The sequence below is a fragment of the Enterobacter cloacae complex sp. P12RS genome, assembly GCF_014895875.1.
Lineage (GTDB): Bacteria > Pseudomonadota > Gammaproteobacteria > Enterobacterales > Enterobacteriaceae > Enterobacter > Enterobacter bugandensis.
In genome coordinates this window covers 1-23,272 of record NZ_JADBQO010000052.1, presented here as the reverse complement: position 1 = coordinate 23,272, position 23,272 = coordinate 1, and the positions used below count along the sequence as shown (strand labels likewise).

The 23,272-nt window shown below is 52.3% G+C and carries 21 protein-coding genes; all 21 read left to right on the top strand.

The annotated features are described in order from the left end of the window. On the top strand, positions 1-747 hold the full coding sequence (gene wcaE, locus IM284_RS20970) for a colanic acid biosynthesis glycosyltransferase WcaE (RefSeq protein ID WP_028013796.1): 747 nt from the start codon (positions 1-3) through the stop codon (positions 745-747). Between the two features lie 15 nt (positions 748-762). Further along, positions 763-1,311 (top strand): colanic acid biosynthesis acetyltransferase WcaF, encoded by a 549-nt coding sequence (wcaF, locus tag IM284_RS20965; protein WP_047367931.1) that lies wholly within the window; start codon positions 763-765, stop codon positions 1,309-1,311. 24 nt (positions 1,312-1,335) lie between these two features. Beyond that, positions 1,336-2,457 (top strand): GDP-mannose 4,6-dehydratase, encoded by a 1,122-nt coding sequence (gene gmd / locus IM284_RS20960; RefSeq protein WP_003863514.1) that lies wholly within the window; start codon positions 1,336-1,338, stop codon positions 2,455-2,457. A gap of 2 nt (positions 2,458-2,459) precedes the next feature. After that, entirely contained in the window at positions 2,460-3,425 is a 966-nt protein-coding gene (locus IM284_RS20955; RefSeq protein ID WP_193055882.1) for a GDP-L-fucose synthase, read from the top strand. 2 nt (positions 3,426-3,427) lie between these two features. After that, entirely contained in the window at positions 3,428-3,907 is a 480-nt protein-coding gene (locus tag IM284_RS20950; RefSeq protein WP_074135958.1) for a GDP-mannose mannosyl hydrolase, read from the top strand. Next, positions 3,904-5,127, top strand: a complete 1,224-nt coding sequence (gene wcaI / locus IM284_RS20945) for a colanic acid biosynthesis fucosyltransferase WcaI (protein ID WP_045260413.1) — start codon at positions 3,904-3,906, stop codon at positions 5,125-5,127. The genes IM284_RS20950 and wcaI overlap by 4 nt, the downstream gene beginning before the upstream one ends. A 3-nt stretch (positions 5,128-5,130) precedes the next feature. Further along, on the top strand, positions 5,131-6,567 hold the full coding sequence (cpsB, locus tag IM284_RS20940) for a mannose-1-phosphate guanyltransferase (RefSeq protein WP_028013792.1): 1,437 nt from the start codon (positions 5,131-5,133) through the stop codon (positions 6,565-6,567). A gap of 109 nt (positions 6,568-6,676) precedes the next feature. After that, positions 6,677-8,047, top strand: a complete 1,371-nt coding sequence (gene cpsG / locus IM284_RS20935; RefSeq protein WP_041909126.1) for a colanic acid biosynthesis phosphomannomutase CpsG — start codon at positions 6,677-6,679, stop codon at positions 8,045-8,047. 46 nt (positions 8,048-8,093) lie between these two features. Continuing rightward, positions 8,094-9,488: an undecaprenyl-phosphate glucose phosphotransferase gene (gene wcaJ, locus IM284_RS20930; RefSeq protein WP_041909129.1), complete on the top strand. Its 1,395-nt coding sequence runs from the start codon at positions 8,094-8,096 to the stop codon at positions 9,486-9,488. Between the two features lies 1 nt (position 9,489). Continuing rightward, positions 9,490-10,968, top strand: a complete 1,479-nt coding sequence (gene wzxC, locus IM284_RS20925) for a colanic acid undecaprenyl disphosphate flippase WzxC (protein ID WP_044596701.1) — start codon at positions 9,490-9,492, stop codon at positions 10,966-10,968. A 17-nt stretch (positions 10,969-10,985) separates the two neighbouring features. Further along, positions 10,986-12,266: a colanic acid biosynthesis pyruvyl transferase WcaK gene (gene wcaK / locus IM284_RS20920; protein WP_028013788.1), complete on the top strand. Its 1,281-nt coding sequence runs from the start codon at positions 10,986-10,988 to the stop codon at positions 12,264-12,266. Further along, positions 12,263-13,483: a colanic acid biosynthesis glycosyltransferase WcaL gene (gene wcaL / locus IM284_RS20915; protein WP_047367929.1), complete on the top strand. Its 1,221-nt coding sequence runs from the start codon at positions 12,263-12,265 to the stop codon at positions 13,481-13,483. Before wcaK ends, wcaL begins: the two co-directional genes overlap by 4 nt. Before the next feature lie 12 nt (positions 13,484-13,495). Further along, complete coding sequence (wcaM, locus tag IM284_RS20910; protein WP_047367928.1) at positions 13,496-14,887, top strand: colanic acid biosynthesis protein WcaM; 1,392 nt, start codon at positions 13,496-13,498, stop codon at positions 14,885-14,887. A 176-nt stretch (positions 14,888-15,063) separates the two neighbouring features. Then, positions 15,064-15,960, top strand: a complete 897-nt coding sequence (gene galF / locus IM284_RS20905) for a GalU regulator GalF (protein WP_041909139.1) — start codon at positions 15,064-15,066, stop codon at positions 15,958-15,960. Positions 15,961-16,312: 352 nt separating this feature from the next. Then, entirely contained in the window at positions 16,313-17,395 is a 1,083-nt protein-coding gene (gene rfbB / locus IM284_RS20900; RefSeq protein WP_047367927.1) for a dTDP-glucose 4,6-dehydratase, read from the top strand. 51 nt (positions 17,396-17,446) lie between these two features. Further along, on the top strand, positions 17,447-18,361 hold the full coding sequence (locus IM284_RS20895; RefSeq protein WP_226838895.1) for an NAD-dependent epimerase/dehydratase family protein: 915 nt from the start codon (positions 17,447-17,449) through the stop codon (positions 18,359-18,361). Positions 18,362-18,373: 12 nt separating this feature from the next. Further along, positions 18,374-19,408 carry a glycosyltransferase family 4 protein gene (locus IM284_RS20890; protein WP_047367925.1) on the top strand — a complete coding sequence of 345 codons (1,035 nt, stop codon included), beginning with the start codon at positions 18,374-18,376 and terminating at the stop codon, positions 19,406-19,408. Continuing rightward, positions 19,409-19,969, top strand: a complete 561-nt coding sequence (locus IM284_RS20885; protein ID WP_072058741.1) for a sugar O-acyltransferase — start codon at positions 19,409-19,411, stop codon at positions 19,967-19,969. It abuts the gene before it with no gap. Between the two features lie 38 nt (positions 19,970-20,007). Next, complete coding sequence (locus IM284_RS20880; protein WP_047367924.1) at positions 20,008-21,894, top strand: nucleoside-diphosphate sugar epimerase/dehydratase; 1,887 nt, start codon at positions 20,008-20,010, stop codon at positions 21,892-21,894. An 81-nt stretch (positions 21,895-21,975) separates the two neighbouring features. After that, positions 21,976-22,515 carry a dTDP-4-dehydrorhamnose 3,5-epimerase gene (rfbC, locus tag IM284_RS20875; protein ID WP_028013780.1) on the top strand — a complete coding sequence of 180 codons (540 nt, stop codon included), beginning with the start codon at positions 21,976-21,978 and terminating at the stop codon, positions 22,513-22,515. Next, positions 22,512-23,272 (top strand): NAD(P)-dependent oxidoreductase (locus IM284_RS20870; RefSeq protein WP_193055881.1); only part of this gene is annotated, 761 nt, incomplete at its 3' end. The genes rfbC and IM284_RS20870, both read left to right, overlap by 4 nt.

Here is a 23,272-nt window from a genome sequence, read left to right as displayed (position 1 = left end):
ATGTTTCTTAGCGTCATTACTGTCGCTTTTCGTAATTACGAAGGGGTGGTAAAAACCTGGCGCTCGCTGCGCAACCTGGCGCGCGATCCAAGCCTCACCTTTGAGTGGATCGTGGTCGACGGCGGCTCGAACGATGGCACGGCGGAGTTTCTGGAAAAACTCAACGGTGAATTCAACTTACGCTACATCAGCGAGAAAGATAAAGGCATCTACGATGCGATGAACAAGGGCATTACTATGGCCCAGGGCCGTTATGCCATCTTCCTCAACTCGGGCGATATTTTCCACGACGACGTGGCGCTGTTTGCTCGTCAGCTGGCGCGCCAGAAAGAGGATGCCATGTATATTGGCGATGCGCTGCTCGATTTTGGCGACGGGCATAAAGTCTGCCGCAGCGCCAAGCCAGGCTGGTATATCTACCACAGCCTGCCGGCCAGCCATCAGGCCATTTTCTTCCCGGTAAACGGTCTGAAAAAACAGCCTTACGATTTGCAGTACAAGGTGTCATCCGATTATGCGCTGGCCGCCAGCCTGTATAAATCAGGTTACCCGTTCCGTCGAATTAAAGGGCTGGTGTCTGAATTTTCGATGGGCGGCGTGTCAACGTCTAATAATCTGGAATTATGCCAGGATGCAAAAAAGGTGCAGCGTCAAATATTACGCGTGCCGGGATTCTGGGCGGAATTGTCTTATTTATTACGCCTGCGTACGACAGGTAAAACGAAAACCTTATATAACAAAGCCTGAATATAAGGAAGCGCAATGCAGGATTTAAAAGGTTTCTCCGTACCGAAAGGTTTTCGGGGCGGGAACGGTATTAAGGTACAGCTGTGGTGGGCGGTTCAGGCAACCTTATTTGCCTGGTCGCCGCAAATACTGTACCGCTGGCGAGCCTTTTTATTGCGCCTGTTTGGCGCAAAAATCGGAAAAAACGTAGTTATTCGACCTTCGGTAAAGATTACCTACCCCTGGAAATTAACCCTCGGGGATTACGCCTGGGTAGGGGATGACGCGGTGTTATATACCCTGGGCGAGATTAAGATTGGCGCAAATTCGGTGGTTTCACAGAAGTGTTATTTGTGCACCGGCAGCCACGACTTTATGAGCCCGCATTTTGATATTACCGCTTCGCCTATTGTGATCGGTGAAAAGTGCTGGCTGGCAACGGATGTTTTTGTTGCACCAGGTATTTCTGTTGGCGATGGCACGGTAGTCGGTGCCCGCAGCAGCGTTTTTAAATCGCTACCGGCAAATAAAGTTTGCCGTGGCAACCCCGCAGTGGTGATACGCGAACGCGTTGAAACTGATTAAATTCATAAGTAGAGGAATATAAACATGTCTAAAGTCGCTCTCATCACCGGCGTTACCGGGCAGGATGGTTCTTACCTGGCAGAACTGCTGCTGGAGAAAGGGTATGAAGTGCACGGTATTAAACGTCGTGCGTCTTCTTTCAACACCGAACGTGTGGATCACATCTATCAGGATCCTCACGCGGCAAACCCGAAATTCCACCTGCACTACGGCGACCTGACCGATACCTCCAACCTGACCCGTATCCTGCAGGAAGTACAGCCGGATGAAGTGTACAACCTGGGGGCGATGAGCCACGTAGCGGTCTCCTTCGAGTCCCCGGAATACACCGCTGACGTTGACGCCATGGGTACCCTGCGTCTGCTGGAAGCGATTCGCTTCCTCGGTCTTGAGAAGAAAACTCGCTTCTACCAGGCATCTACCTCCGAGCTGTACGGCCTGGTGCAGGAAATTCCACAGAAAGAGACCACGCCGTTCTACCCGCGTTCCCCGTACGCTGTGGCGAAACTGTACGCTTACTGGATCACCGTGAACTACCGTGAATCCTACGGTATGTACGCCTGTAACGGCATTCTGTTCAACCACGAATCCCCGCGCCGCGGCGAAACCTTCGTGACCCGTAAAATCACCCGCGCGATCGCCAACATTGCTCAGGGTCTGGAATCTTGCCTGCACCTCGGCAACATGGACTCCCTGCGTGACTGGGGCCATGCCAAAGACTACGTGAAAATGCAGTGGATGATGCTGCAGCAGGAACAGCCAGAAGACTTCGTTATCGCGACCGGCGTGCAGTACTCCGTGCGTCAGTTCGTTGAGATGGCTGCGGCGCAGCTGGGCATCAAACTGCGCTTCGAAGGCACCGGCGTGGAAGAGAAGGGTATCGTTGTGTCCGTGACCGGCCACGACGCGCCGGGCGTGAAGCCAGGCGACGTAATTGTGCAGGTTGACCCGCGTTACTTCCGTCCTGCTGAAGTAGAAACCCTGCTGGGCGACCCAACCAAAGCGCACGAGAAGCTGGGCTGGAAACCAGAAACCACTCTGCAGGAGATGGTATCCGAGATGGTGGCCAAAGATCTTGAAGCAGCGAAAAAACACTCCCTGCTCAAGTCTCATGGCTACGAGGTTGCCATCGCGCTGGAGTCCTGAGAATGACAAAACAACGTATTTTTGTCGCCGGTCATCGCGGAATGGTGGGTTCCGCGATTGTCCGCCAGCTGGCACAGCGCGGTGACGTAGAAGTGATTGTCCGCACCCGTGACGAGCTGAACCTGCTCGACAGCCGTGCGGTACAGGACTTCTTTGCCAACGAACGCATTGACCAGGTGTATCTGGCGGCGGCGAAGGTGGGCGGCATTGTCGCTAACAACACCTACCCGGCGGATTTCATCTACGAGAACATGATGATCGAGAGCAACATCATTCACGCGGCGCATCTGCACAACGTGAACAAGCTGCTGTTCCTCGGTTCATCCTGTATCTACCCGAAGATGGCGAAGCAGCCGATCGCCGAAAGTGAGTTGCTGCAAGGCACGCTGGAAGCGACTAACGAGCCCTACGCGATTGCCAAAATTGCCGGGATCAAGCTGTGCGAGTCCTACAACCGTCAGTACAACCGCGACTATCGCTCGGTGATGCCGACTAACCTGTACGGACCGCACGACAACTTCCACCCGAGCAACTCGCACGTGATCCCGGCGCTGCTGCGTCGCTTCCACGAGGCGACTGCCGAAAACGCCCCGGACGTGGTGGTGTGGGGCAGCGGAACGCCAATGCGCGAGTTCCTGCACGTGGACGACATGGCGGCTGCCAGCATTCACGTGATGGAGCTGGATCGCGAGGTGTGGCAGGAAAACACCGAGCCGATGCTGTCGCACATTAACGTGGGTACCGGCGTGGACTGCACCATTCGCGAGCTGGCGCAGACCATCGCGCAGGTGGTGGGCTACAAGGGCCGCGTGGTGTTTGACGCGACCAAACCGGACGGCACGCCGCGCAAGCTGCTGGACGTGACCCGTCTGCATCAGCTGGGCTGGTATCACGAGGTCTCACTGGAGCAGGGGCTGGCCAGCACCTACCAGTGGTTCCTGGAAAACCAGCACCGCTTCCGGGGGTAATGATGTTTTTAAGTCAGGAAGATTTTGCCACGGTAGTGCGTTCCACTCCGCTCATCTCGATTGATTTGATCGTGGAGAACGAACGCGGCGAGTTCTTGCTGGGGAAACGAACCAATCGTCCTGCACAGGGCTTCTGGTTCGTGCCCGGCGGGCGCGTGCAGAAGGATGAGACGCTGGTTGATGCGTTTGAGCGTCTCACTCTGGCGGAGCTGGGCCTGCAGCTGCCGATGGCAGCGGGCCAGTTTTACGGGGTCTGGCAGCACTTCTATGACGATAACTTTTCAGGCACCGGGTTCTCCACGCACTACATCGTGCTGGGGTTCCGCCTGAAGGTGAGTGAGGCAGACCTGCGTCTGCCTGATTCTCAGCATGACGATTACCGCTGGCTAACGCCAGAGGCGCTGCTGGCAAGCGACAACGTCCATGACAACAGTCGGGCGTACTTCCTCGCGGAACGTCAGGCCGAGGTGCCAGGACTATGAAAATCCTCGTCTACGGAATTAACTACTCGCCGGAATTAACCGGTATCGGGAAATACACCGGCGAGATGGTGGAGTGGATGGCGAGCCAGGGACATGACGTGCGGGTGATTACTGCCCCGCCGTACTACCCGGAGTGGAAGGTAGGCGAACGCTATTCCAGCTGGCGCTATCGCCGCGAAGAGGGGGCCGCGACCGTCTGGCGCTGCCCGCTCTACGTGCCGAAACAGCCCTCGACGCTGAAACGTTTAATTCATCTGGGCAGCTTTGCCCTCAGCAGTTTCTTCCCGCTGATGGCGCAGCGTCGCTGGAAGCCGGATCGCATTATCGGCGTGGTGCCCACACTGTTCTGCACGCCGGGCATGCGCCTGCTGGGAAAACTCTCCGGCGCGCGCACCCTGCTGCACATTCAGGATTATGAAGTGGACGCCATGCTCGGTCTGGGTATGGCCGGGAAAGGCAAGGGCGGCAAGGTGGCGAAGCTCGCCAGCGCCTTTGAGCGCAGCGGCCTGCATAACGTGGATTACGTTTCGACGATCTCTCGCTCGATGATGAACAAAGCGCAGGAGAAGGGCGTCCCGGCGGAGAAGGTGATCTTCTTCCCGAACTGGTCCGAAGTGGCGCGTTTTCGCGACGTGACGGAGCAAGAGGCTCAGGCACTGCGCGCCCGGCTCGGCTTGCCTGAAGACCAAAAAATCATTCTTTACTCAGGCAACATCGGCGAAAAGCAGGGGCTGGAGAGCGTTATTGAAGCGGCCCAACTGCTGATCGAACAGCCGTGGACGTTTGTGATTGTCGGACAGGGCGGGGGAAAAGCGCGGCTGGAGAAGATGGCCAGTGAACGCGGCCTGACCAACGTGAAGTTTTTCCCGCTGCAATCGTACGACGCGCTGCCCGCGCTGCTGAAAATGGCGGATTGCCATCTGGTCGTGCAAAAACGCGGCGCGGCGGATGCGGTGCTGCCGTCCAAGCTGACCAACATTCTGGCAGTGGGCGGTAACGCGGTGATTACGGCCGAAGCCGAAACTGAATTAGGCCAGCTGTGTGGCAGCTATCCGGGGATTGCCGTGTGCGTGGAGCCGGAATCGGTCCCGGCGCTGGTCACCGGCATTGAACAGGCACTCGCCATGCCAAAAGTGAACACGGTGGCACGTGAATATGCCGAACGCACGCTCGAGAAAGAGAACGTGCTGAGCCAATTTATTGCAGATATACGGGGATAAATCATGAGTCAAACCACTTTGTATCCGGTTGTGATGGCTGGTGGCTCTGGTAGCCGGTTGTGGCCGCTGTCCCGCGTGCTCTATCCAAAACAGTTCCTCTGCCTGAAAGGGGATCTCACCATGCTGCAGACGACGGTAAACCGTCTGCACGGCGTGGAGTGTGAAAGCCCGGTGGTGATTTGTAACGAACAGCACCGCTTTATCGTTGCCGAGCAGCTGCGCCAGCTGAACAAGCTCACGGAAAACATCATCCTGGAGCCTGCCGGACGTAATACCGCGCCCGCGATCGCCCTGGCGGCGCTGGCGGCAAAACGCAGCAGCCCTGACTGTGACCCGCTGATGCTGGTCCTGGCGGCAGATCACGTTATCCAGCAGGAAGACGCATTCCGCGACGCGGTGCGTGCCGCGATCCCTTACGCCGAGAGTGGCAAGCTGGTGACCTTCGGCATCGTGCCGGATCTGCCGGAAACCGGCTACGGTTACATCCGTCGCGGCAGCGTAACGCCGGGTGAGGGCGATAGCGTGGCGTTTGACGTGGCGCAGTTTGTCGAAAAACCGAATCTCGAAACCGCGCAGGCCTATGTCGCCAGCGGTGAATATTACTGGAACAGCGGGATGTTCCTGTTCCGCGCCGGACGCTATCTCGAAGAGCTGCGCAAATACCGCCCGGATATTCTGAACGCCTGCGAAAAAGCGATGGCGGTGGTAGACCCGGATCTCGACTTTATCCGCGTGGATGAAGAGGCGTTCCTCGCCTGCCCGGAAGAGTCTATCGATTACGCCGTGATGGAACGCACGGCTGACGCGGTGGTGGTACCGATGGATGCAGGCTGGAGCGACGTTGGCTCCTGGTCCTCCCTGTGGGAGATCAGCGCCCATACCCCGGAGGGTAACGTCCATCACGGCGATGTGATTAGCCACAAAACCGAAAACAGCTACGTTTACGCCGAGTCTGGCCTCGTCACCACCGTCGGGGTAAAGGATCTGGTGGTTGTCCAGACCAAAGACGCGGTGCTGATTGCCGACCGTAATGCCGTGCAGGACGTTAAAAAAGTGGTTGAGAAGATCAAGGCCGATGGCCGTCACGAACACCACATTCACCGTGAAGTGTACCGTCCGTGGGGCAAATATGACTCCATCGACGCGGGCGACCGCTATCAGGTGAAGCGCATCACCGTGAAGCCGGGCGAGGGGCTGTCGGTGCAGATGCACCATCACCGCGCTGAACACTGGGTGGTGGTGGCGGGTACGGCCAAAGTGACCATCGACGGCGAAGTGAAGCTGCTGGGTGAAAACGAGTCCATTTATATTCCGCTGGGCGCCACGCACTGTCTGGAAAACCCGGGGAAAATTCCTCTCGACTTAATTGAGGTGCGCTCCGGCTCGTATCTGGAAGAGGACGATATTGTACGCTTCCAGGATCGCTACGGGCGCGTGTAGCACGCCGCATCATGCCCGGCGGCGCTGCGCCTGCCGGGCCTACGAATGACAAAAATAAATTTGGCCATTAAGTGGTCAGGGCCAACTGTTGCCTGAAAAAGGGGTCATCATGGAAAAATTAACCTGTTTTAAAGCCTACGATATTCGCGGCAAGCTGGGCGAAGAGCTGAATGAAGACATCGCGTGGCGCATCGGTCGCGCGTACGGCGAATATTTAAAACCTAAGACCATCGTGCTGGGCGGCGACGTGCGTCTGACCAGTGAATCCCTGAAGCTGGCGCTGGCAAAAGGGCTGCAGGACGCGGGCGTGGACGTGCTGGACATCGGCCTGTCCGGTACCGAAGAGATCTATTTTGCCACCTTCCACCTCGGCGTGGACGGCGGTATCGAAGTAACGGCCAGCCACAACCCGATGGACTACAACGGCATGAAGCTGGTGCGCAAGGGCGCGCGCCCGATTAGCGGCGACACTGGTCTGCGCGACGTGCAGCGCCTCGCGGAAGCCAACGACTTCCCGCCGGTGAACGACGCGAAGCGCGGCAGCTACAAGCAGATTAACCTGCAGAAAGAGTACATCGACCACCTGCTGGGCTACATCAACGTGGCGAACCTCAAGCCGCTGAAGCTGGTCATCAACTCTGGTAACGGCGCGGCAGGCCCGGTTGTCGATGCGCTGGAAGCCCGCTTTAAGGCGCTGAACGTGCCGGTGACCTTCGTCAAGGTACACAACACGCCGGACGGTAACTTCCCGAACGGTATTCCTAACCCGCTGCTGCCGGAGTGCCGCGACGACACCCGTAACGCGGTGATTGAGCACGGTGCCGATATGGGCATCGCCTTCGACGGCGACTTCGACCGCTGCTTCCTGTTTGATGAGAAAGGGCAGTTTATCGAAGGCTACTACATCGTTGGCCTGCTGGCGGAAGCGTTCCTCGAGAAAAATCCGGGCGCGAAGATCATTCACGATCCGCGTCTTTCCTGGAACACCGTCGACGTGGTGAAGGCCGCGGGCGGCGAGCCGGTGATGTCTAAAACCGGCCATGCCTTCATCAAAGAGCGCATGCGCGAAGAAGACGCCATCTACGGCGGCGAGATGAGCGCGCACCACTATTTCCGTGATTTTGCCTACTGCGACAGCGGGATGATCCCGTGGCTGCTGGTGACCGAGCTGCTGTGCCTGAAGGGGCAGAGCCTGGGCGAGCTGGTGCGCGACCGCATGGCGGCCTTCCCGGCGAGCGGGGAGATCAACAGCAAGCTGGCGCAGCCGGCCGAGGCGATTGCCCGCGTAGAACAGCACTTTGCCATTCACGCGCTGGAGATTGACCGTACGGACGGCATCAGCATGGCGTTCCCGCAGTGGCGCTTTAACCTGCGTTCGTCCAACACCGAGCCGGTGGTGCGCCTGAACGTGGAATCCCGCGCTGATACGGCGCTGATGGAAGCCCGAACGAAGGACATTCTGGCGCTGTTGAATCAGTAACAATTGCCCCTCCCGGCGGGAGGGGGAACCGAATACAGGAACAACGATGACGAATCTAAAAAAACGCGAACGAGCGAGAACGAATGCATCGTTAATCTCTATGGTGCAGCGTTTTTCTGATATCACCATCATGGTCGGTGGATTGTGGGCGGTGTGTCGGATCAGCGGGCTGCCGTTCTTATATATGCATCTTCTGATGGCCCTGATTGCGCTGGTTGTGTTTCAGATGATCGGCGGGATGACCGATTTCTACCGCTCGTGGCGCGGCGTGAAAATGACCACCGAACTGATGCTGCTGCTGCAGAACTGGACCCTGAGCCTGATCTTCAGCGCCGGTCTGGTGGCGTTCAGCCATGATTTTGACAACCGCTTCGTGACCTATCTCTGCTGGTACCTGTTAACCAGCGTCGGCATGGTCGTGTGCCGTTCCCTGATCCGCTTTGGCGCGGGCTGGCTGCGTAACCGCGGCTATAACCGTCGTTTCGTCGCCGTGGCGGGTGATTTACCGGTCGGGAGAGTGCTGCTCGACAGCTTCCGCAAAGAGCCGTGGTTAGGGTTTGAAGTGGTGGGGATTTACCACGACGCGAAGCCGGGCGGCGTGCCTGCGGACTGGGCGGGCAATTACGCGCAGCTGATTGAAGACGCGAAGGCCGGAAAAATTCATAACGTCTATATCGCCATGCAGATGAAAGACGAAACCCGCATCAAGCAGTTGATGCGCGAGCTGGCGGACACCACCTGTTCGGTGATCCTGATCCCGGACGTGTTTACCTTCAACATTCTGCATTCCCGCATTGAAGAGGTGAACGGCGTGCCGGTAGTACCGCTGTACGACACGCCGCTGTCGGGTATTAACCGCGTGCTTAAGCGCGTGGAAGATATCGTACTCTCTTCGCTGATCTTACTGCTTATTTCACCGGTGCTGTGCTGCATCGCCCTGGCGGTGAAGCTGAGCTCTCCCGGCCCGGTTATCTTCCGTCAGACCCGCTACGGCATGGACGGTAAGCCGATCATGGTGTGGAAATTCCGCTCCATGAAGGTGATGGAGAACGACAAGGTGGTGACCCAGGCGACGCAGAACGATCCGCGCGTCACCCGCGTGGGGAACTTCCTGCGCCGCACTTCGCTTGACGAGCTGCCGCAGTTCATCAACGTCTTTACCGGCGGCATGTCGATTGTTGGTCCGCGTCCGCACGCGGTGGCGCATAACGAGCAGTACCGTTCGCTGATTGAAGGCTACATGCTGCGCCATAAGGTGAAACCGGGTATTACCGGCTGGGCGCAGATCAACGGCTGGCGCGGCGAGACCGACACGCTGGAAAAAATGGAAAAACGCATCGAATTCGATCTGGAGTACATCCGCGAGTGGAGCCTCTGGTTCGATATCAAGATTGTTTTTCTGACCATCTTCAAAGGTTTCGTGAACAAAGCGGCGTACTAAGATGAGCTTACGTGAAAAAACCATCAGCGGCGCCAAGTGGTCAGCGATGGCGACCATCGTCATCATTGGCCTCGGCCTGGTGCAGATGACGGTGCTGGCGCGCATTATCGATAACCACCAGTTCGGCCTGCTGACCGTCTCGCTGGTGATTATCGCGCTGGCCGACACGCTGTCTGACTTTGGTATCGCCAACTCGATTATCCAGCGTAAAGAGATTAGCCATCTCGAGCTGACCACGCTCTACTGGCTGAACGTGGGGCTGGGGATTTTCGTGTTTGTGCTGGTGTTCCTGCTGAGCGACACCATAGCCAGCGTGCTGCACAACCCGGATCTCGCCCCGCTGATGCGCACGCTGTCGTTTGCCTTTGTGGTGATCCCGCACGGGCAGCAGTTCCGTGCGCTGATGCAGAAAGAGCTGGAGTTCAACAAAATCGGCATGATTGAAACCAGCGCGGTGCTGGCGGGCTTTACCTTTACCGTGGTGAGCGCCCATTTCTGGCCGCTGGCGATGACCGCCATCCTCGGTTACCTGGTTAACTCTGCCGTGCGTACGCTGCTGTTCGGCTACTTTGGCCGCAAGATTTATCGTCCGGGGCTGCACTTCTCTCTCGCGTCCGTCTCGTCCAACCTGCGCTTTGGTGCGTGGCTGACGGCGGACAGCATTATTAACTATGTGAATACCAACCTCTCGACGCTGGTGCTGGCGCGCATCCTGGGCGCGAGCGTGGCGGGGGGCTACAACCTGGCCTATAACGTTGCGGTTGTTCCTCCTATGAAGCTGAACCCCATTATCACCCGCGTGCTATTCCCGGCGTTCGCCAAGATTCAGGACGACACCGAGAAGCTGCGCGTCAACTTCTACAAGCTGCTTTCCGTGGTGGGGATTATCAACTTCCCGGTGCTGCTGGGGCTGATGGTGGTTTCCAGCAACTTCGTGCCGCTGGTGTTTGGCGAGAAGTGGAACGGCATTATCCCGATCCTGCAGCTGTTGTGCGTGGTGGGGCTGCTGCGCTCCGTGGGCAATCCGATTGGTTCTCTGCTGATGGCGAAGGCGCGCGTGGATATCAGCTTTAAGTTCAACGTGTTCAAAACTTTCCTGTTTATTCCGGCGATTATCGTCGGCGGGCATATGGCGGGCGCCATCGGCGTCACGCTGGGCTTCCTGCTGGTGCAGATCGTCAATACCGTTCTGAGCTACTTCATCATGATCAAACCGGTGCTGGGCTCCAGCTACCGTCAGTACATCCTGAGCCTGTGGCTGCCGTTCTATCTCTCATTGCCGACCCTGGCGGTGAGCTACGGTCTGGGCATTATCCTCAGCGGGCATCTGCCGCTCGCCGCGCTGCTGGCGGTGCAGGTTGCCGCGGGCGCGCTGGCCTTTGGCGTGATGATTGTGCTGTCGCGCAACGCGCTGGTGGTAGAGATGAAGCGCCAGTTTTGCCGTAACGAAAAAATGAAAACGCTGCTTCGCGCAGGCTAGTTCTTTAAGAGGCCATTATGAAATTATTAATTCTTGGCAACCATACCTGCGGCAACCGTGGCGACAGCGCCATCCTGCGCGGTTTACTGGATGCAATTAACACCCTTAAGCCTGAGACCGAAGTGGACGTGATGAGCCGTTATCCGGTCAGCTCATCCTGGTTACTGAACCGCCCGGTGATGGGCGACCCGCTCTACAGCCAGATGAAACAGCACAACAACGCCGCGGGCGTGATGGGGCGCGTGAAGAAAGTGCTGCGCCGTCGCTACCAGCATCAGGTGCTGCTTTCCCGGGTGACCGATACCGGTAAACTGCGCAACATTGCTATCGCGCAGGGCTTTACGGACTTCGTACGTCTGCTGTCCGGCTATGACGCCATTATTCAGGTCGGCGGCTCGTTCTTCGTCGATCTCTACGGCGTGCCGCAGTTTGAGCATGCGCTGTGCACGTTCATGGCGAAAAAGCCGCTGTTTATGATCGGCCACAGCGTCGGGCCGTTCCAGGATCCGCAGTTTAACCAGCTGGCAAATTATGTGTTTGGCCACTGCGACGCGCTGATCCTGCGCGAATCGGTCAGCCTCGACATGATGAAGCGTAGCGAAATTGACACCTCTAAAGTTGAACACGGCGTGGATACCGCCTGGCTGGTGGATCACCAGGACGATAACTTCCAGCCGAGCTACGCGGTGCAGCACTGGCTCGACGTGACGGCGAAACAAAAAACCGTTGCGATTACCCTGCGTGAACTCGCCCCGTTCGATAAGCGTCTTGGCACCACCCAGGCAGCCTATGAGAAAGCGTTCGCCGACGTAGTGAACCGCGTACTGGACAGCGGTTATCAGGTGCTGGCGCTCTCAACCTGTACCGGTATCGACAGCTACAACAAAGATGACCGCATGGTGGCGCTGAACCTGCGCAACCTGGTGAACGACCCGTCCCGCTATCACGTGGTGATGGACGAGCTGAACGACCTGGAGATGGGCAAACTGCTCGCAGCCTGCGACCTGACGGTGGGTACCCGACTGCACTCGGCGATTATCTCCATGAACTTTGGCACGCCGGCCATCGCCATTAACTATGAGCACAAGTCCGCCGGGATTATGCAGCAGCTTGGCATGCCGGAGATGGCCGTGGATATTCGTCATCTGCTGGACGGATCGCTCGGTGCAATGGTGGGGGACACGCTGGGTCAACTGCCCGCGATCAATGAACGCCTGGCGGTGGCGGTGAAAGCCGAGCGCGAGAAGGGCATTGACATGGTGAAGTCGGTACTTGACCGCGTGCGGGAGGGGAAATGAAGGTTGGTTTCTTCTTGCTGAAATTTCCGCTGTCGTCTGAGACCTTTGTACTGAACCAAATCACCGCGTTTATCGATATGGGATATGACGTGGAGATCGTCGCCCTGCAAAAGGGCGACACCAAAAATACCCATGCGGCGTATGCCCAGTATGGGCTGGAGGCGAAGACCCGCTGGCTGCAGGACGAACCGGCCGGGAAGCTGAGCAAGCTGCGCTACCGGGCCAGCCAGACGTTACGCGGGATCCACCGCGCGTCGACGTGGCGCGCACTGAACGTTTCCCGCTATGGATCGGAATCTCGCAATTTAATTCTGTCGGCCATCTGCGGGCAAACGGCGCAGCCGTATCGTGCCGACGTGTTTATCGCCCACTTTGGACCGGCGGGGGTCACCGCCGCGAAACTGCGTGAGCTTGGCGTAATTGACGGCAAAATTGCGACCATCTTCCACGGTATCGACATTTCCAGCCGCGAGGTGCTGAACCACTACACGCCGGAGTATCAGGCGCTTTTCCGCCGCGGCGACATGATGCTGCCCATCAGCGACCTGTGGGCCGGTCGCCTGAAAAGCATGGGCTGTCCGGGGGAGAAAATTGCCGTGTCGCGTATGGGCGTCGATTTAACGCGCTTCACTCGCCGCCCGGTTAAGGTGCCGGGAAAACCGCTGCAGATCATCTCCGTAGCCCGTCTGACCGAGAAGAAAGGTCTGCACGTGGCCATCGAAGCCTGCCGACAGCTGAAGGCGCGCGGGGTGGCGTTCCACTATCGCATTCTCGGCATTGGTCCGTGGGAACGTCGTCTGCGCACGCTTATCGAACAGTATCAGCTGGACGATGTCGTGGAGATGCCGGGCTTCAAGCCGAGCCACGAGGTTAAAGCCATGCTTGATGAGGCGGACGTATTCCTGCTGCCTTCGGTAACGGGCGCCGATGGCGATATGGAAGGCATTCCGGTGGCGCTGATGGAGGCGATGGCCGTTGGGATCCCGGTGGTATCGACGCTGCACAGCGGGATCCCGGAGTTGATCAAATCTGATCATTCCGGCTGGCTGGTGCCGGAGAATAACGCGATGGCTCTTGCAGATCGATTGGCTGCCTTTAGCGACATCGACCAGCAGGCGCTGGAGCCCGTGCTCCAGAATGCCCGACAAAAAGTTGAAACCGATTTTAACCAGCAGGTAATCAATCGCCAGTTAGCGAGCCTGCTGCAAACGCTGTAACGCCGAGGTTGTATGCTGAAAAAGATTACCCGACGCACCTTTGTCTCTTCTCTGTCTGTTCTGGCGGCCTCGCCGCTGCTGTCGTTCCGCATGGCGCGGGCGGCAAGCGGAAAGACGGTCTCCATTAATCAGTACAATAACAACGACTGGATCGCCGCTTTTAAGCAGGCGTTCAAGGATGGTGACACCGTCGTTGTCCCGGCCGGACTTACCTGCGAAAACATCAATACGGGCATTTTCATTCCCGACGGTAAAACGCTGCTGATCCGCGGAGCGTTAACCGGCAACGGACGTGGGCGTTTTGTGCTGCAGGAAGGCTGCAAAGTGATCGGTGAAGGCGGCGGGCGCACGGAGAACATCACGCTCGACGTTCGCGGCTCTGACTGCGCGATCAAAGGGCTGGCAATGAGCGGATTTGGGCCGGTGACGCAGATTTACATTGGCGGCAAGAAACCGCGCGTGATGCGCAATCTGGTGATTGATAACATCAGCGTGAGCCAGGCTAACTACGCCATCCTGCGCCAGGGCTTTCACAATCAGGTTGACGGCGCCCGGATCACCAACAGCAAATTCAGCCATCTGCAGGGCGATGCGATCGAGTGGAACGTTGCCATCAATGACCGCAATATCCTCATCTCCGATCATGTGATCGATAACATCAACTGCACCAACGGCAAGATCAACTGGGGCATCGGCATCGGCCTCGCCGGCAGCACCTACGATAACGACTACCCGGAAAAGCAAACCGTAAAGAACTTCGTGGTGGCAAATATCACCGGCAGCAACTGTCGCCAGCTGGTGCACGTTGAGAACGGGAAACACTTTGTTATCCGCAATATAAAGGCCAAAAATATTACCCCCGATTTCAGTAAAAAGGCGGGTATAGACAACGCAACGGTCGCCATTTATGGCTGCGATAATTTCGTTATTGATAATGTCGACATGGTCAATAGTGCCGGAATGTTAATCGGCTATGGCGTAATTAAAGGCGATTATTTGTCCATCCCGCAGAACTTCAAGCTTAACAATATCCATCTGGATAATCGCCAGCTAGCGTATAAGCTGCGCGGAATACAAATTTCATCCGGTAATGCGACCTCCTTTGTAGCGATCACCAACGTGGAGATGAAGCGGGCGACGCTTGAGCTGCACAATAAGCCGCAACATCTTTTTTTACGTAATATCAACGTGATGCAGGAAGCGGCTATTGGCCCCGCGCTGAAGATCAACTTCGACCTGCGTAAAGATGTGCGGGGTAAATTTATGGCCAAAGACGAAACCTTGCTGTCGCTGGCGAACATCAAAGCGGTGAATGAGAAGGGGCAGAGTTCGGTGGATATTGACCGAGTGGATCAGCAGGTAGTGAATGTGGAAAGGCTGAATTTTGCGCTTCCGCACAGATAATCGACAATTTTCTTTTTTGAGACTATTCCTGGCACAGAAGTGTGATCTATTCAGATTGCAACTACAGAAATTTGTGGGGCTAAGGCGTAACATTGCCAGAGGATTACGGCAAATCATGCTGGCGAAAACAGGTTTAAGAGCTATAATTCGTCAACCATTTTAAGGTGGAAGAAATAATGATTAATTTGAAAGCAGTCATTCCGGTAGCAGGCCTGGGCATGCATATGCTGCCCGCCACTAAAGCCATTCCTAAAGAGATGCTGCCGATCGTCGACAAACCGATGATTCAATACATCGTCGACGAGATTGTTGCTGCAGGGATCAAAGAAATCGTCCTGGTTACCCATTCGTCCAAGAATGCGGTTGAGAACCACTTCGACACCTCTTACGAACTCGAAGCGCTGCTTGAGCAGCGCGTCAAACGCCAGCTGCTGGCAGAAGTGCAGTCTATCTGTCCGCCAGGCGTAACCATTATGAACGTGCGTCAGGCACAGCCGCTGGGTCTGGGTCACTCGATTTTGTGTGCCCGTCCGGTAGTGGGTGATAACCCATTCATCGTTGTTCTTCCGGACATCATCATCGATACCGCTTCAGCCGATCCGCTGCGTTACAACCTGGCGGCAATGGTGGCTCGTTTCAATGAAACCGGCCGTAGCCAGGTGCTGGCGAAACGCATGAAGGGCGATCTTTCCGAGTACTCCGTTATCCAGACAAAAGAAGCGCTGGAGACAGAAGGGCAGGTGAGCCGCATCGTTGAGTTCATCGAAAAACCCGATCAGCCGCAGACGCTGGATTCAGATCTGATGGCGGTTGGCCGTTATGTCCTGAATGCCGATATCTGGGCGGAGCTGGAAAAAACTGAGCCAGGCGCCTGGGATCGTATCCAGTTGACCGATGCAATTGCAGCACTGGCGAAAAAACAGTCCGTTGACGCAATGCTGATGACAGGTGACAGCTACGACTGCGGTAAGAAGCTGGGATACATGCAGGCGTTTGTGAACTATGGGCTGCGCAACCTGAAGGAAGGTGCGAAGTTCAGAAGCCGGATTGAGAAGCTGTTGGCTAACGACTGATATTCATTCCGCGTCCAGAACAAACGGCAGTTATCATTTTTGGTGTTGAGACATAACCAAAATGATAACTGCCGTTTTTTGTTATTAATTTTAATGATTACATAGGGTTATCTGATTCAAATCTCAGCAGCTTTGTAGCGATTTGTGCTTGTTTCTCTGGTCGTTTAGGACGACAATTAACGCCAGTTTTTGTCTGTAACCAGACAAGCAAAATCATTAATCAAACATCGCTCAGTGCACTGGTAGCTGTTAAGCCAGGGGCGGTAGCGTGCTCAATTTCTGAAACCGTTATTAAACACTCAGGTTTCAGAACCCCAGTATCCAGACATATACACTAGACGGAACAGATAACGTGAAAATTCTTGTGACGGGCGGGGCTGGTTTTATCGGCTCAGCGGTTGTGCGACATATTATTAAAAATACACAGGACGATGTCGTCAATGTAGATAAGCTCACCTATGCCGGAAATCTGGAGTCGCTAACAGAAGTTAGTGATAGCAACCGATATGCCTTTGAGCATGCCGATATTTGCGACAAAGACGCCATGGATCGGATCTTTGCAAAACATAAGCCTGATGCGGTAATGCATCTGGCTGCTGAAAGCCACGTTGACCGTTCTATTACGGGCCCGGCAGCGTTTATCGAAACCAATATCGTCGGCACTTATGTGCTTCTGGAAGCCGCCCGTGCGTACTGGTCCACGCTTGATGAGCAGGCGAAGAAAGCGTTTCGTTTCCATCACATCTCTACCGACGAAGTGTATGGAGATTTGCCGCATCCTGATGAGCATCCTGCATCAACTGAGCTGCCACTCTTTACTGAAACTACCGCGTATGCGCCCAGCAGTCCGTATTCAGCGTCAAAAGCCTCCAGCGATCATCTCGTTCGTGCCTGGATGCGTACCTACGGTTTCCCGACCATCGTCACCAACTGTTCAAATAACTATGGCCCTTACCATTTCCCGGAAAAACTGATTCCGCTGGTTATCCTGAATGCATTGGACGGCAAAGCGCTGCCTATTTACGGCAAGGGCGATCAAATCCGCGACTGGCTCTATGTTGAAGACCATGCGCGTGCACTCTATACCGTGGTCACCCAAGGGAAACCGGGGGAGACGTACAACATTGGTGGACATAACGAAAAGCAAAACCTGGATGTGGTGCATACGATTTGCGATCTGCTGGATGAGATTGTGCCTAAAGAGGGGTCGTATCGCGATCAGATTACCTATGTTGCTGACCGTCCGGGCCATGACCGCCGCTATGCGATTGATGCTGAGAAAATTGGACTTGAGCTTGGCTGGAAGCCTGCGGAAACATTTGAAAGTGGGATTCGTAAAACAGTTGAATGGTATTTGGCAAACACGACATGGGTAGAAAACGTTAAAAGCGGGAATTATAAGACCTGGATTGTACAAAATTATCAAAATCGTTAAGGGCTGTCCGCCTCGATATTTATATGGTTAATTAGCTGATAGGGGACGACAATGAAAATTTTAGTGACTGGGGGAACTGGATTTCTCGGTACTGCTTTAGTCAAAACGTTAAGATCAGCAGGTCACCAGGTAATTTTCACTACGCGTCGAGAAGAAAATATTGAACAGGGAATGTATAATCTTGGCGATATTTCGGCTCAAACGAATTGGACTACGCTTTTACAAGGTTGTGATACTGTCATTCATACCGCAGGAAGAGCTCATATCCTTAAAGATGATGCTGAAGATGCGCTGACAGAATTTCGTCGTGTCAACCATGATGCGACAATGAAATTAGCTAATGACGCTGCAAACTGTGGCGTAAAACATTTCATCTTCGTCAGTTCAATTGGAGTAAATGGTAATTCCACATCGGGAATCCCTTTCAGTGAATCGACACCTGCCAGACCAACGTCAGATTATGCTATTTCCAAGCTGGAAGCCGAGGAAAGCCTTCTCAAGGCATTTTCAGGTAGTAATATGGCAATAACAATCGTTCGTCCGGCTTTAATCTGTGGTCCAAATGCTCCGGGTAATATTCAACGCTTATTAAAGTTAGTGTCTAAAAACCTGCCTCTGCCTTTTAAGTCAGTAAAAAATAAGCGCGCCCTTGTTTCACTGGACAATGTTGTGAGCTTTATAAGCGAATGTACAACAAATGAAAAGTCAAAAAATGAACTTTATCTTTTGGCTGACCAGGAGCATCCTTCAACTGAAGAAATGATTACGGCATTTTCTACCGGGATGGGCATGACAGCGCGGATTGTTTATTTCCCTCGGGCATTACTTAAAATTTTTCTTTCAGCAATGAGGAAAAAAAGTATATATGACCAACTGTATGGCGATCTGGAAGTCGACTCAACGAAATCAAGGGAACAGNNTTACGTTGCAGGAAACGATGGTAAAAACAGCGAAGAATTTTATTGAAGGTAAAAAATAATGTTGTATCTGGGGATTGTCGTTTTTGCATTCTTTATCTCATGCGCGATGACCTGGGGTTTAAGGTTGTACGCCATCAAGAATAATGTGATTGATCAGCCAAACCAAAGAAGCTCACATAGTGTGCCGACGCCGCGCGGTGGAGGGGTTGCTATAGTATTAACATTATTAGCTGCATTACTATGGTTGGTACTGACAAAACATATTTCTTATGAGACATTTTTAGGCTTCTTCGTGCCGGGCTTATTGATTGCGGTTATCGGTTTTCTCGATGATCATGGACACATTGCTGCGCGCTGGCGTTTGCTGATGCATTTCTTAGCAGCAGCAATAGGTCTCTATTTCTTAGGAACGTTTCCGGATATTGATATATTTGGCTATGTCGTATCTTTGTCATGGTTTGGAATAATCATAGGAAGCGTCTATCTTGTGTGGATGTTGAATCTATATAACTTTATGGATGGCATTAATGGTCTTGCAAGCTCTCAAGCCATTACTTTTTCTCTGTGCAGTGTCGTTATAATAACGCTTAGCCAAAACGCTGGTTCTCCTGATGCGATGACGATGATTGCACTGGCTCTCGCTGGGGCTGCCGCAGGATTCATTGTGTGGAACTTCCCTGTGGCAAGGATCTTCATGGGGGATGCTGGAAGTGGTTTTTTAGGTATTACTATTGGCCTGATGATTCTTTATTTTGCAAAGCTAGATTCACATGTCTTGTTCGCTGAACTTTGTCTGCTTGGCATTTTTATTGTGGATGCAACTACTACCTTGCTTAGAAGATTACTGGCTGGTAAAAAAGTTTATGAAGCACATGCAAGCCATTGCTATCAAATTCTTGCCCGCAAATATAAGAGCCATGTTCCGGTAACATTGGCGGCGATTGCAATAAATATTGTGTGGTTGTTCCCAATTGCATACTTAATCGTTTCTGCAAAAATTGATGGAATTGTTGGCATCATCATCGCGTGGCTACCATTGATATTTATCGCTTTCAAATGTGGGGCTGGAGTCAAAGACAAAGAGAATGCATAAATGAATGATCTGATCATTATAGGAGCTGGAGGGCATGGACGTACGCTGTACGAAACTGCTAGACTTTTGGGATATGAAAAGATTGTATTCCTCGATGATAATGAATCGTGCTTAAATACTTCAGAGATTCATGTTATTGGGAAAACATCAGATCTTAATCTCTATGCGGACACTGCCAAACATATTGCTATAGGCATTGGCAATAATAAGCTAAGAGAAGTATTCCACCATCAGCTTCAAAGTTTAAGTATTACTCCTACAACGCTGGTACACCCCTTTGCATTTGTGAGTCCGTCCGCTACCTTGGGGAGCGGGAGCGTAGTTTTAGCCGGTGCAGTTATTGGCGCAAACTCAACCTTAGGGGCAGGTACGATAGTTAATAGTCATTCGACGGTGGATCATGATTCGACTCTTGGTGATTTTGCCCACTTAGGGGTTGGCGTGCATCTTGCCGGTGGTGCGAATATTGGGAGATCGGCTTTTCTGCAAGCGGGAACAGTGGGTGGATATAGTGCAACAGTGGATGAGCATGCCATATGCCCTCCCGGTACTATTTTATAAATTAATAGCAAGCTTTAACGAGGCGACTAGTTTTTAGTATGCTAACTTATTTAATTTCTTTGCCAAGACCAATAAAACGGATTATTACACTCTCCATTGATGTTGTTTTGTTAACGTGTGCATTTTGGTTTGCATTTTGGGTTCGTATTGATTCTATGACACCGTTAACTAGCGTATCCCACTGGTTACTGCTCACATCAATAATAGTAATTACTCTTGCCATCTTTGTAAAACTTGGACTTTATAGAGCTGTAATACGTTACATAACCGCGAAAATACTGCTTGTTGTTTCTCTTGGAATGCTAATTTCGTCGTTACTCCTGATTATTGCCGCTTTTTACACAAACCTCTATCTTCCAAGAACCATCCCCTTTATTTATTTCTCGTTCGGGGTATTGCTTGTGGCGGGCTCGCGCCTTGGAATGAGAATGCTAGTTAATCGTGGCTTAAAATTGGGAACCCGCGTCATCATATATGGGGCCGGAGCTTCAGGACGACAGTTACTTCCCGCGTTGAGCCAGATGGATGAATACTATCCCGTTGCGTTTGTTGACGACAATCGCTCATTACAGGGGCAGGTTATCCATGGTGTAAGTGTGTTTTCGCCAGAAAAAATGGCATGGCTAATCGAGAAGTATGAGGCTAAGAAAATTCTGCTGGCGATGCCAAGTGCCAGCCGTGCGAGAAAAAATGAGGTGATTTCTACCCTCGAAGGACTACCTTGTGAGGTGCTTTCGATTCCGGGAATGGTTGACTTGGTTGAAGGAAAAGCGAGAATCGATGCTTTACGTAAAGTAGTAATTACCGATCTGTTAGGTCGCGACCCTGTTTCACCGATCCCTGAATTAGTCTCAAAGAATATTCTTGATAAAACGGTCATGGTCACTGGCGCAGGAGGGTCTATTGGTTCTGAACTATGCCGACAAATAATCAAAAATAAACCTTCACAACTAATTCTTTTCGAGTTATCAGAATACTCACTTTATTCTATCGATTCTGAGCTAAGAAATTTAATTCTGACACAATCCTTGAATACTAAGATTTACCCAATTTTAGGTAACGTTCAGGATATGGAACATCTTGAAAGGCTAATCAAGGCATTTAACGTTGAGACTATATACCATGCGGCAGCCTATAAGCATGTTCCGCTAGTTGAATTCAATGTTATTGACGGTGTCCGTAACAATATCTTTGGAACTTTGTGCTGCGCTCAAGCTGCCGAAAATTGTGGCGTCGAAAGTTTTGTTCTTATCTCTACAGATAAAGCTGTGCGGCCAACAAACACAATGGGTGCAACAAAGCGTATGGCGGAGCTGATTCTGCAGGCCCTGGCATCAGAATCGAGTAAAACCTGCTTCAGCATGGTCCGGTTCGGGAATGTGTTAGGTTCGTCCGGTTCGGTTGTCCCCCTATTTGAAAAACAAATCGCTGCTGGTGGTCCGGTAACATTAACGCACCCTGATATCACCCGTTATTTCATGACCATTCCTGAAGCAGCGCAGCTTGTGATCCAGGCTGGAGCAATGGGTAGTGGGGGAGATGTTTTTGTGCTGGATATGGGCGACCCGGTTAAAATTATTGATCTCGCCCACCGCATGATTGCCTTGCAGGGACTTTCCGTCCGTGATGATAAAAATCCTTATGGTGATATTGCTATCAAAACGACGGGACTGCGGCCTGGTGAGAAGCTTTATGAAGAGCTTTTAATAGGCGATAACGTCTCTATAACACAACATCCACGAATTAAAACGGCTAATGAAGTCATGCTTCCGTGGAGTGAAATGAAAAATATTCTTGCAGAATTGGATATCTCATGTCGCAACTTTGATTATGAACGGGTGCGCAAAATATTGCTAAATGCACCTACTGCATTTAATCCTACTGATGACATCTGTGACTTACTCTGGAAAGAAAACAACAGTTAAGTATTTTAAGTTAGTACCAAAATCTGAAATTAACTCACAAAGTAGATGGGAAAGAGATTCTTTCCCACCGAAGGATTTATAATGAACGTAATTCAAACACCTTTAAAAGATTGTGTGATCATTGAGCCTAAGGTTTTTGGTGATTCTCGCGGTTTTTTTCTTGAAGCCTGGCATAAAGAAAAATATGAAGATGCAGGAATTAAAGGTACTTTTGTACAGGATAATCGCTCACGTTCGAGTCGAAATGTTCTACGTGGACTGCATTTCCAGAAAACGAAGCCTCAGGGTAAATTAGTTAGCGTAATCAGCGGTGAAGTTTATGATGTTGCAGTGGATCTTCGCCAAGATTCTGATACGTTTGGCCAATATGTTGGTGTACTTCTTTCAGGCGAGAAGAATAACCAGTTGTACGTTCCTCCTGGGTTTGCCCATGGATTCTGCGTATTAAGCGATTATGCCGATTTCCACTATAAGTGTACTGATTTTTACGATCCAAAGGATGAAGGTGGGATTATCTGGAATGATCCGGATATTGCCATTGACTGGCCGATAACATCACCACTCCTCTCTGAAAAAGACATCAAATTAATTACACTCGCTGAGTATAAGAAAACGTTATGAAAGCACATTATACAGTGATCGGTGGACGTGGTTTCATTGGTAGTGAAATCGTGGAAAACCTTCTGGCTAAGGGGGAAAAAGTTGAAGTCCCGCCACGCGATGATGAGACTCTTTTTGATAGAGATCTGGGCATTGTCATCTATGCTGCTGGCAATGGTGATTGTGCAAACACACCATTTGATGTATATAAATCAAACACCGAGTTGCTGGCATCAATTTTGGAACGCGCTGAGTTCTCGAAATTAATCTATATTTCATCAACGCGCGTATATATGGAACAAGATAGCGCGTCGGAAAATGATAATCTTACGGTATGCAGCAGCGATAACCGAAGACTTTTTAACCTTACTAAACTGGTAAGTGAAGAGTTATGCCTTAAAAGCAGCCGAGATACGATTATTGTCAGACCTAGTAACGTTTACGGTTTGGCGTTAAAAAGTAAGTTATTCCTGCCAAGCATAATAAGAAATGCAATTTCGAATAAACATATTGATATGTATGTTGCGCCTGCATATGCAAAAGATTATGTTTCAGTTACGGATGTTGCAGAAATGATTTACCTCATCAGCCGTAAGAATGAACATCAGATCTATAACATTGCTTCTGGTGTAAATACCAAAGCATCTGATATTGCAGATTTAATTGCAAGTAAAACTGGCTGTACGATCAAATGGCATGAAGGTTTCAAAGGTGAGTATTTCCCTCCTACGGATAATACCAGAACTATAAATGAGTTCGGCCATGTCTATAAAAATGT

Coding starts and splice junctions, on each gene's coding strand:
- cpsB (WP_028013792.1), top strand. CDS start 5,131: ATGAGTCAAACCACTTTGTATCCGGTTGTGATGGCTGGTGGCTCTGGT.
- IM284_RS20950 (WP_074135958.1), top strand. CDS start 3,428: ATGTTTTTAAGTCAGGAAGATTTTGCCACGGTAGTGCGTTCCACTCCG.
- wcaM (WP_047367928.1), top strand. CDS start 13,496: ATGCTGAAAAAGATTACCCGACGCACCTTTGTCTCTTCTCTGTCTGTT.
- wcaL (WP_047367929.1), top strand. CDS start 12,263: ATGAAGGTTGGTTTCTTCTTGCTGAAATTTCCGCTGTCGTCTGAGACC.
- gmd (WP_003863514.1), top strand. CDS start 1,336: ATGTCTAAAGTCGCTCTCATCACCGGCGTTACCGGGCAGGATGGTTCT.
- wcaE (WP_028013796.1), top strand. CDS start 1: ATGTTTCTTAGCGTCATTACTGTCGCTTTTCGTAATTACGAAGGGGTG.
- IM284_RS20880 (WP_047367924.1), top strand. CDS start 20,008: ATGCTAACTTATTTAATTTCTTTGCCAAGACCAATAAAACGGATTATT.
- rfbC (WP_028013780.1), top strand. CDS start 21,976: ATGAACGTAATTCAAACACCTTTAAAAGATTGTGTGATCATTGAGCCT.
- IM284_RS20890 (WP_047367925.1), top strand. CDS start 18,374: ATGTTGTATCTGGGGATTGTCGTTTTTGCATTCTTTATCTCATGCGCG.
- wcaJ (WP_041909129.1), top strand. CDS start 8,094: ATGACGAATCTAAAAAAACGCGAACGAGCGAGAACGAATGCATCGTTA.
- wcaI (WP_045260413.1), top strand. CDS start 3,904: ATGAAAATCCTCGTCTACGGAATTAACTACTCGCCGGAATTAACCGGT.
- wzxC (WP_044596701.1), top strand. CDS start 9,490: ATGAGCTTACGTGAAAAAACCATCAGCGGCGCCAAGTGGTCAGCGATG.
- IM284_RS20885 (WP_072058741.1), top strand. CDS start 19,409: ATGAATGATCTGATCATTATAGGAGCTGGAGGGCATGGACGTACGCTG.
- cpsG (WP_041909126.1), top strand. CDS start 6,677: ATGGAAAAATTAACCTGTTTTAAAGCCTACGATATTCGCGGCAAGCTG.
- IM284_RS20955 (WP_193055882.1), top strand. CDS start 2,460: ATGACAAAACAACGTATTTTTGTCGCCGGTCATCGCGGAATGGTGGGT.
- wcaK (WP_028013788.1), top strand. CDS start 10,986: ATGAAATTATTAATTCTTGGCAACCATACCTGCGGCAACCGTGGCGAC.
- galF (WP_041909139.1), top strand. CDS start 15,064: ATGATTAATTTGAAAGCAGTCATTCCGGTAGCAGGCCTGGGCATGCAT.
- wcaF (WP_047367931.1), top strand. CDS start 763: ATGCAGGATTTAAAAGGTTTCTCCGTACCGAAAGGTTTTCGGGGCGGG.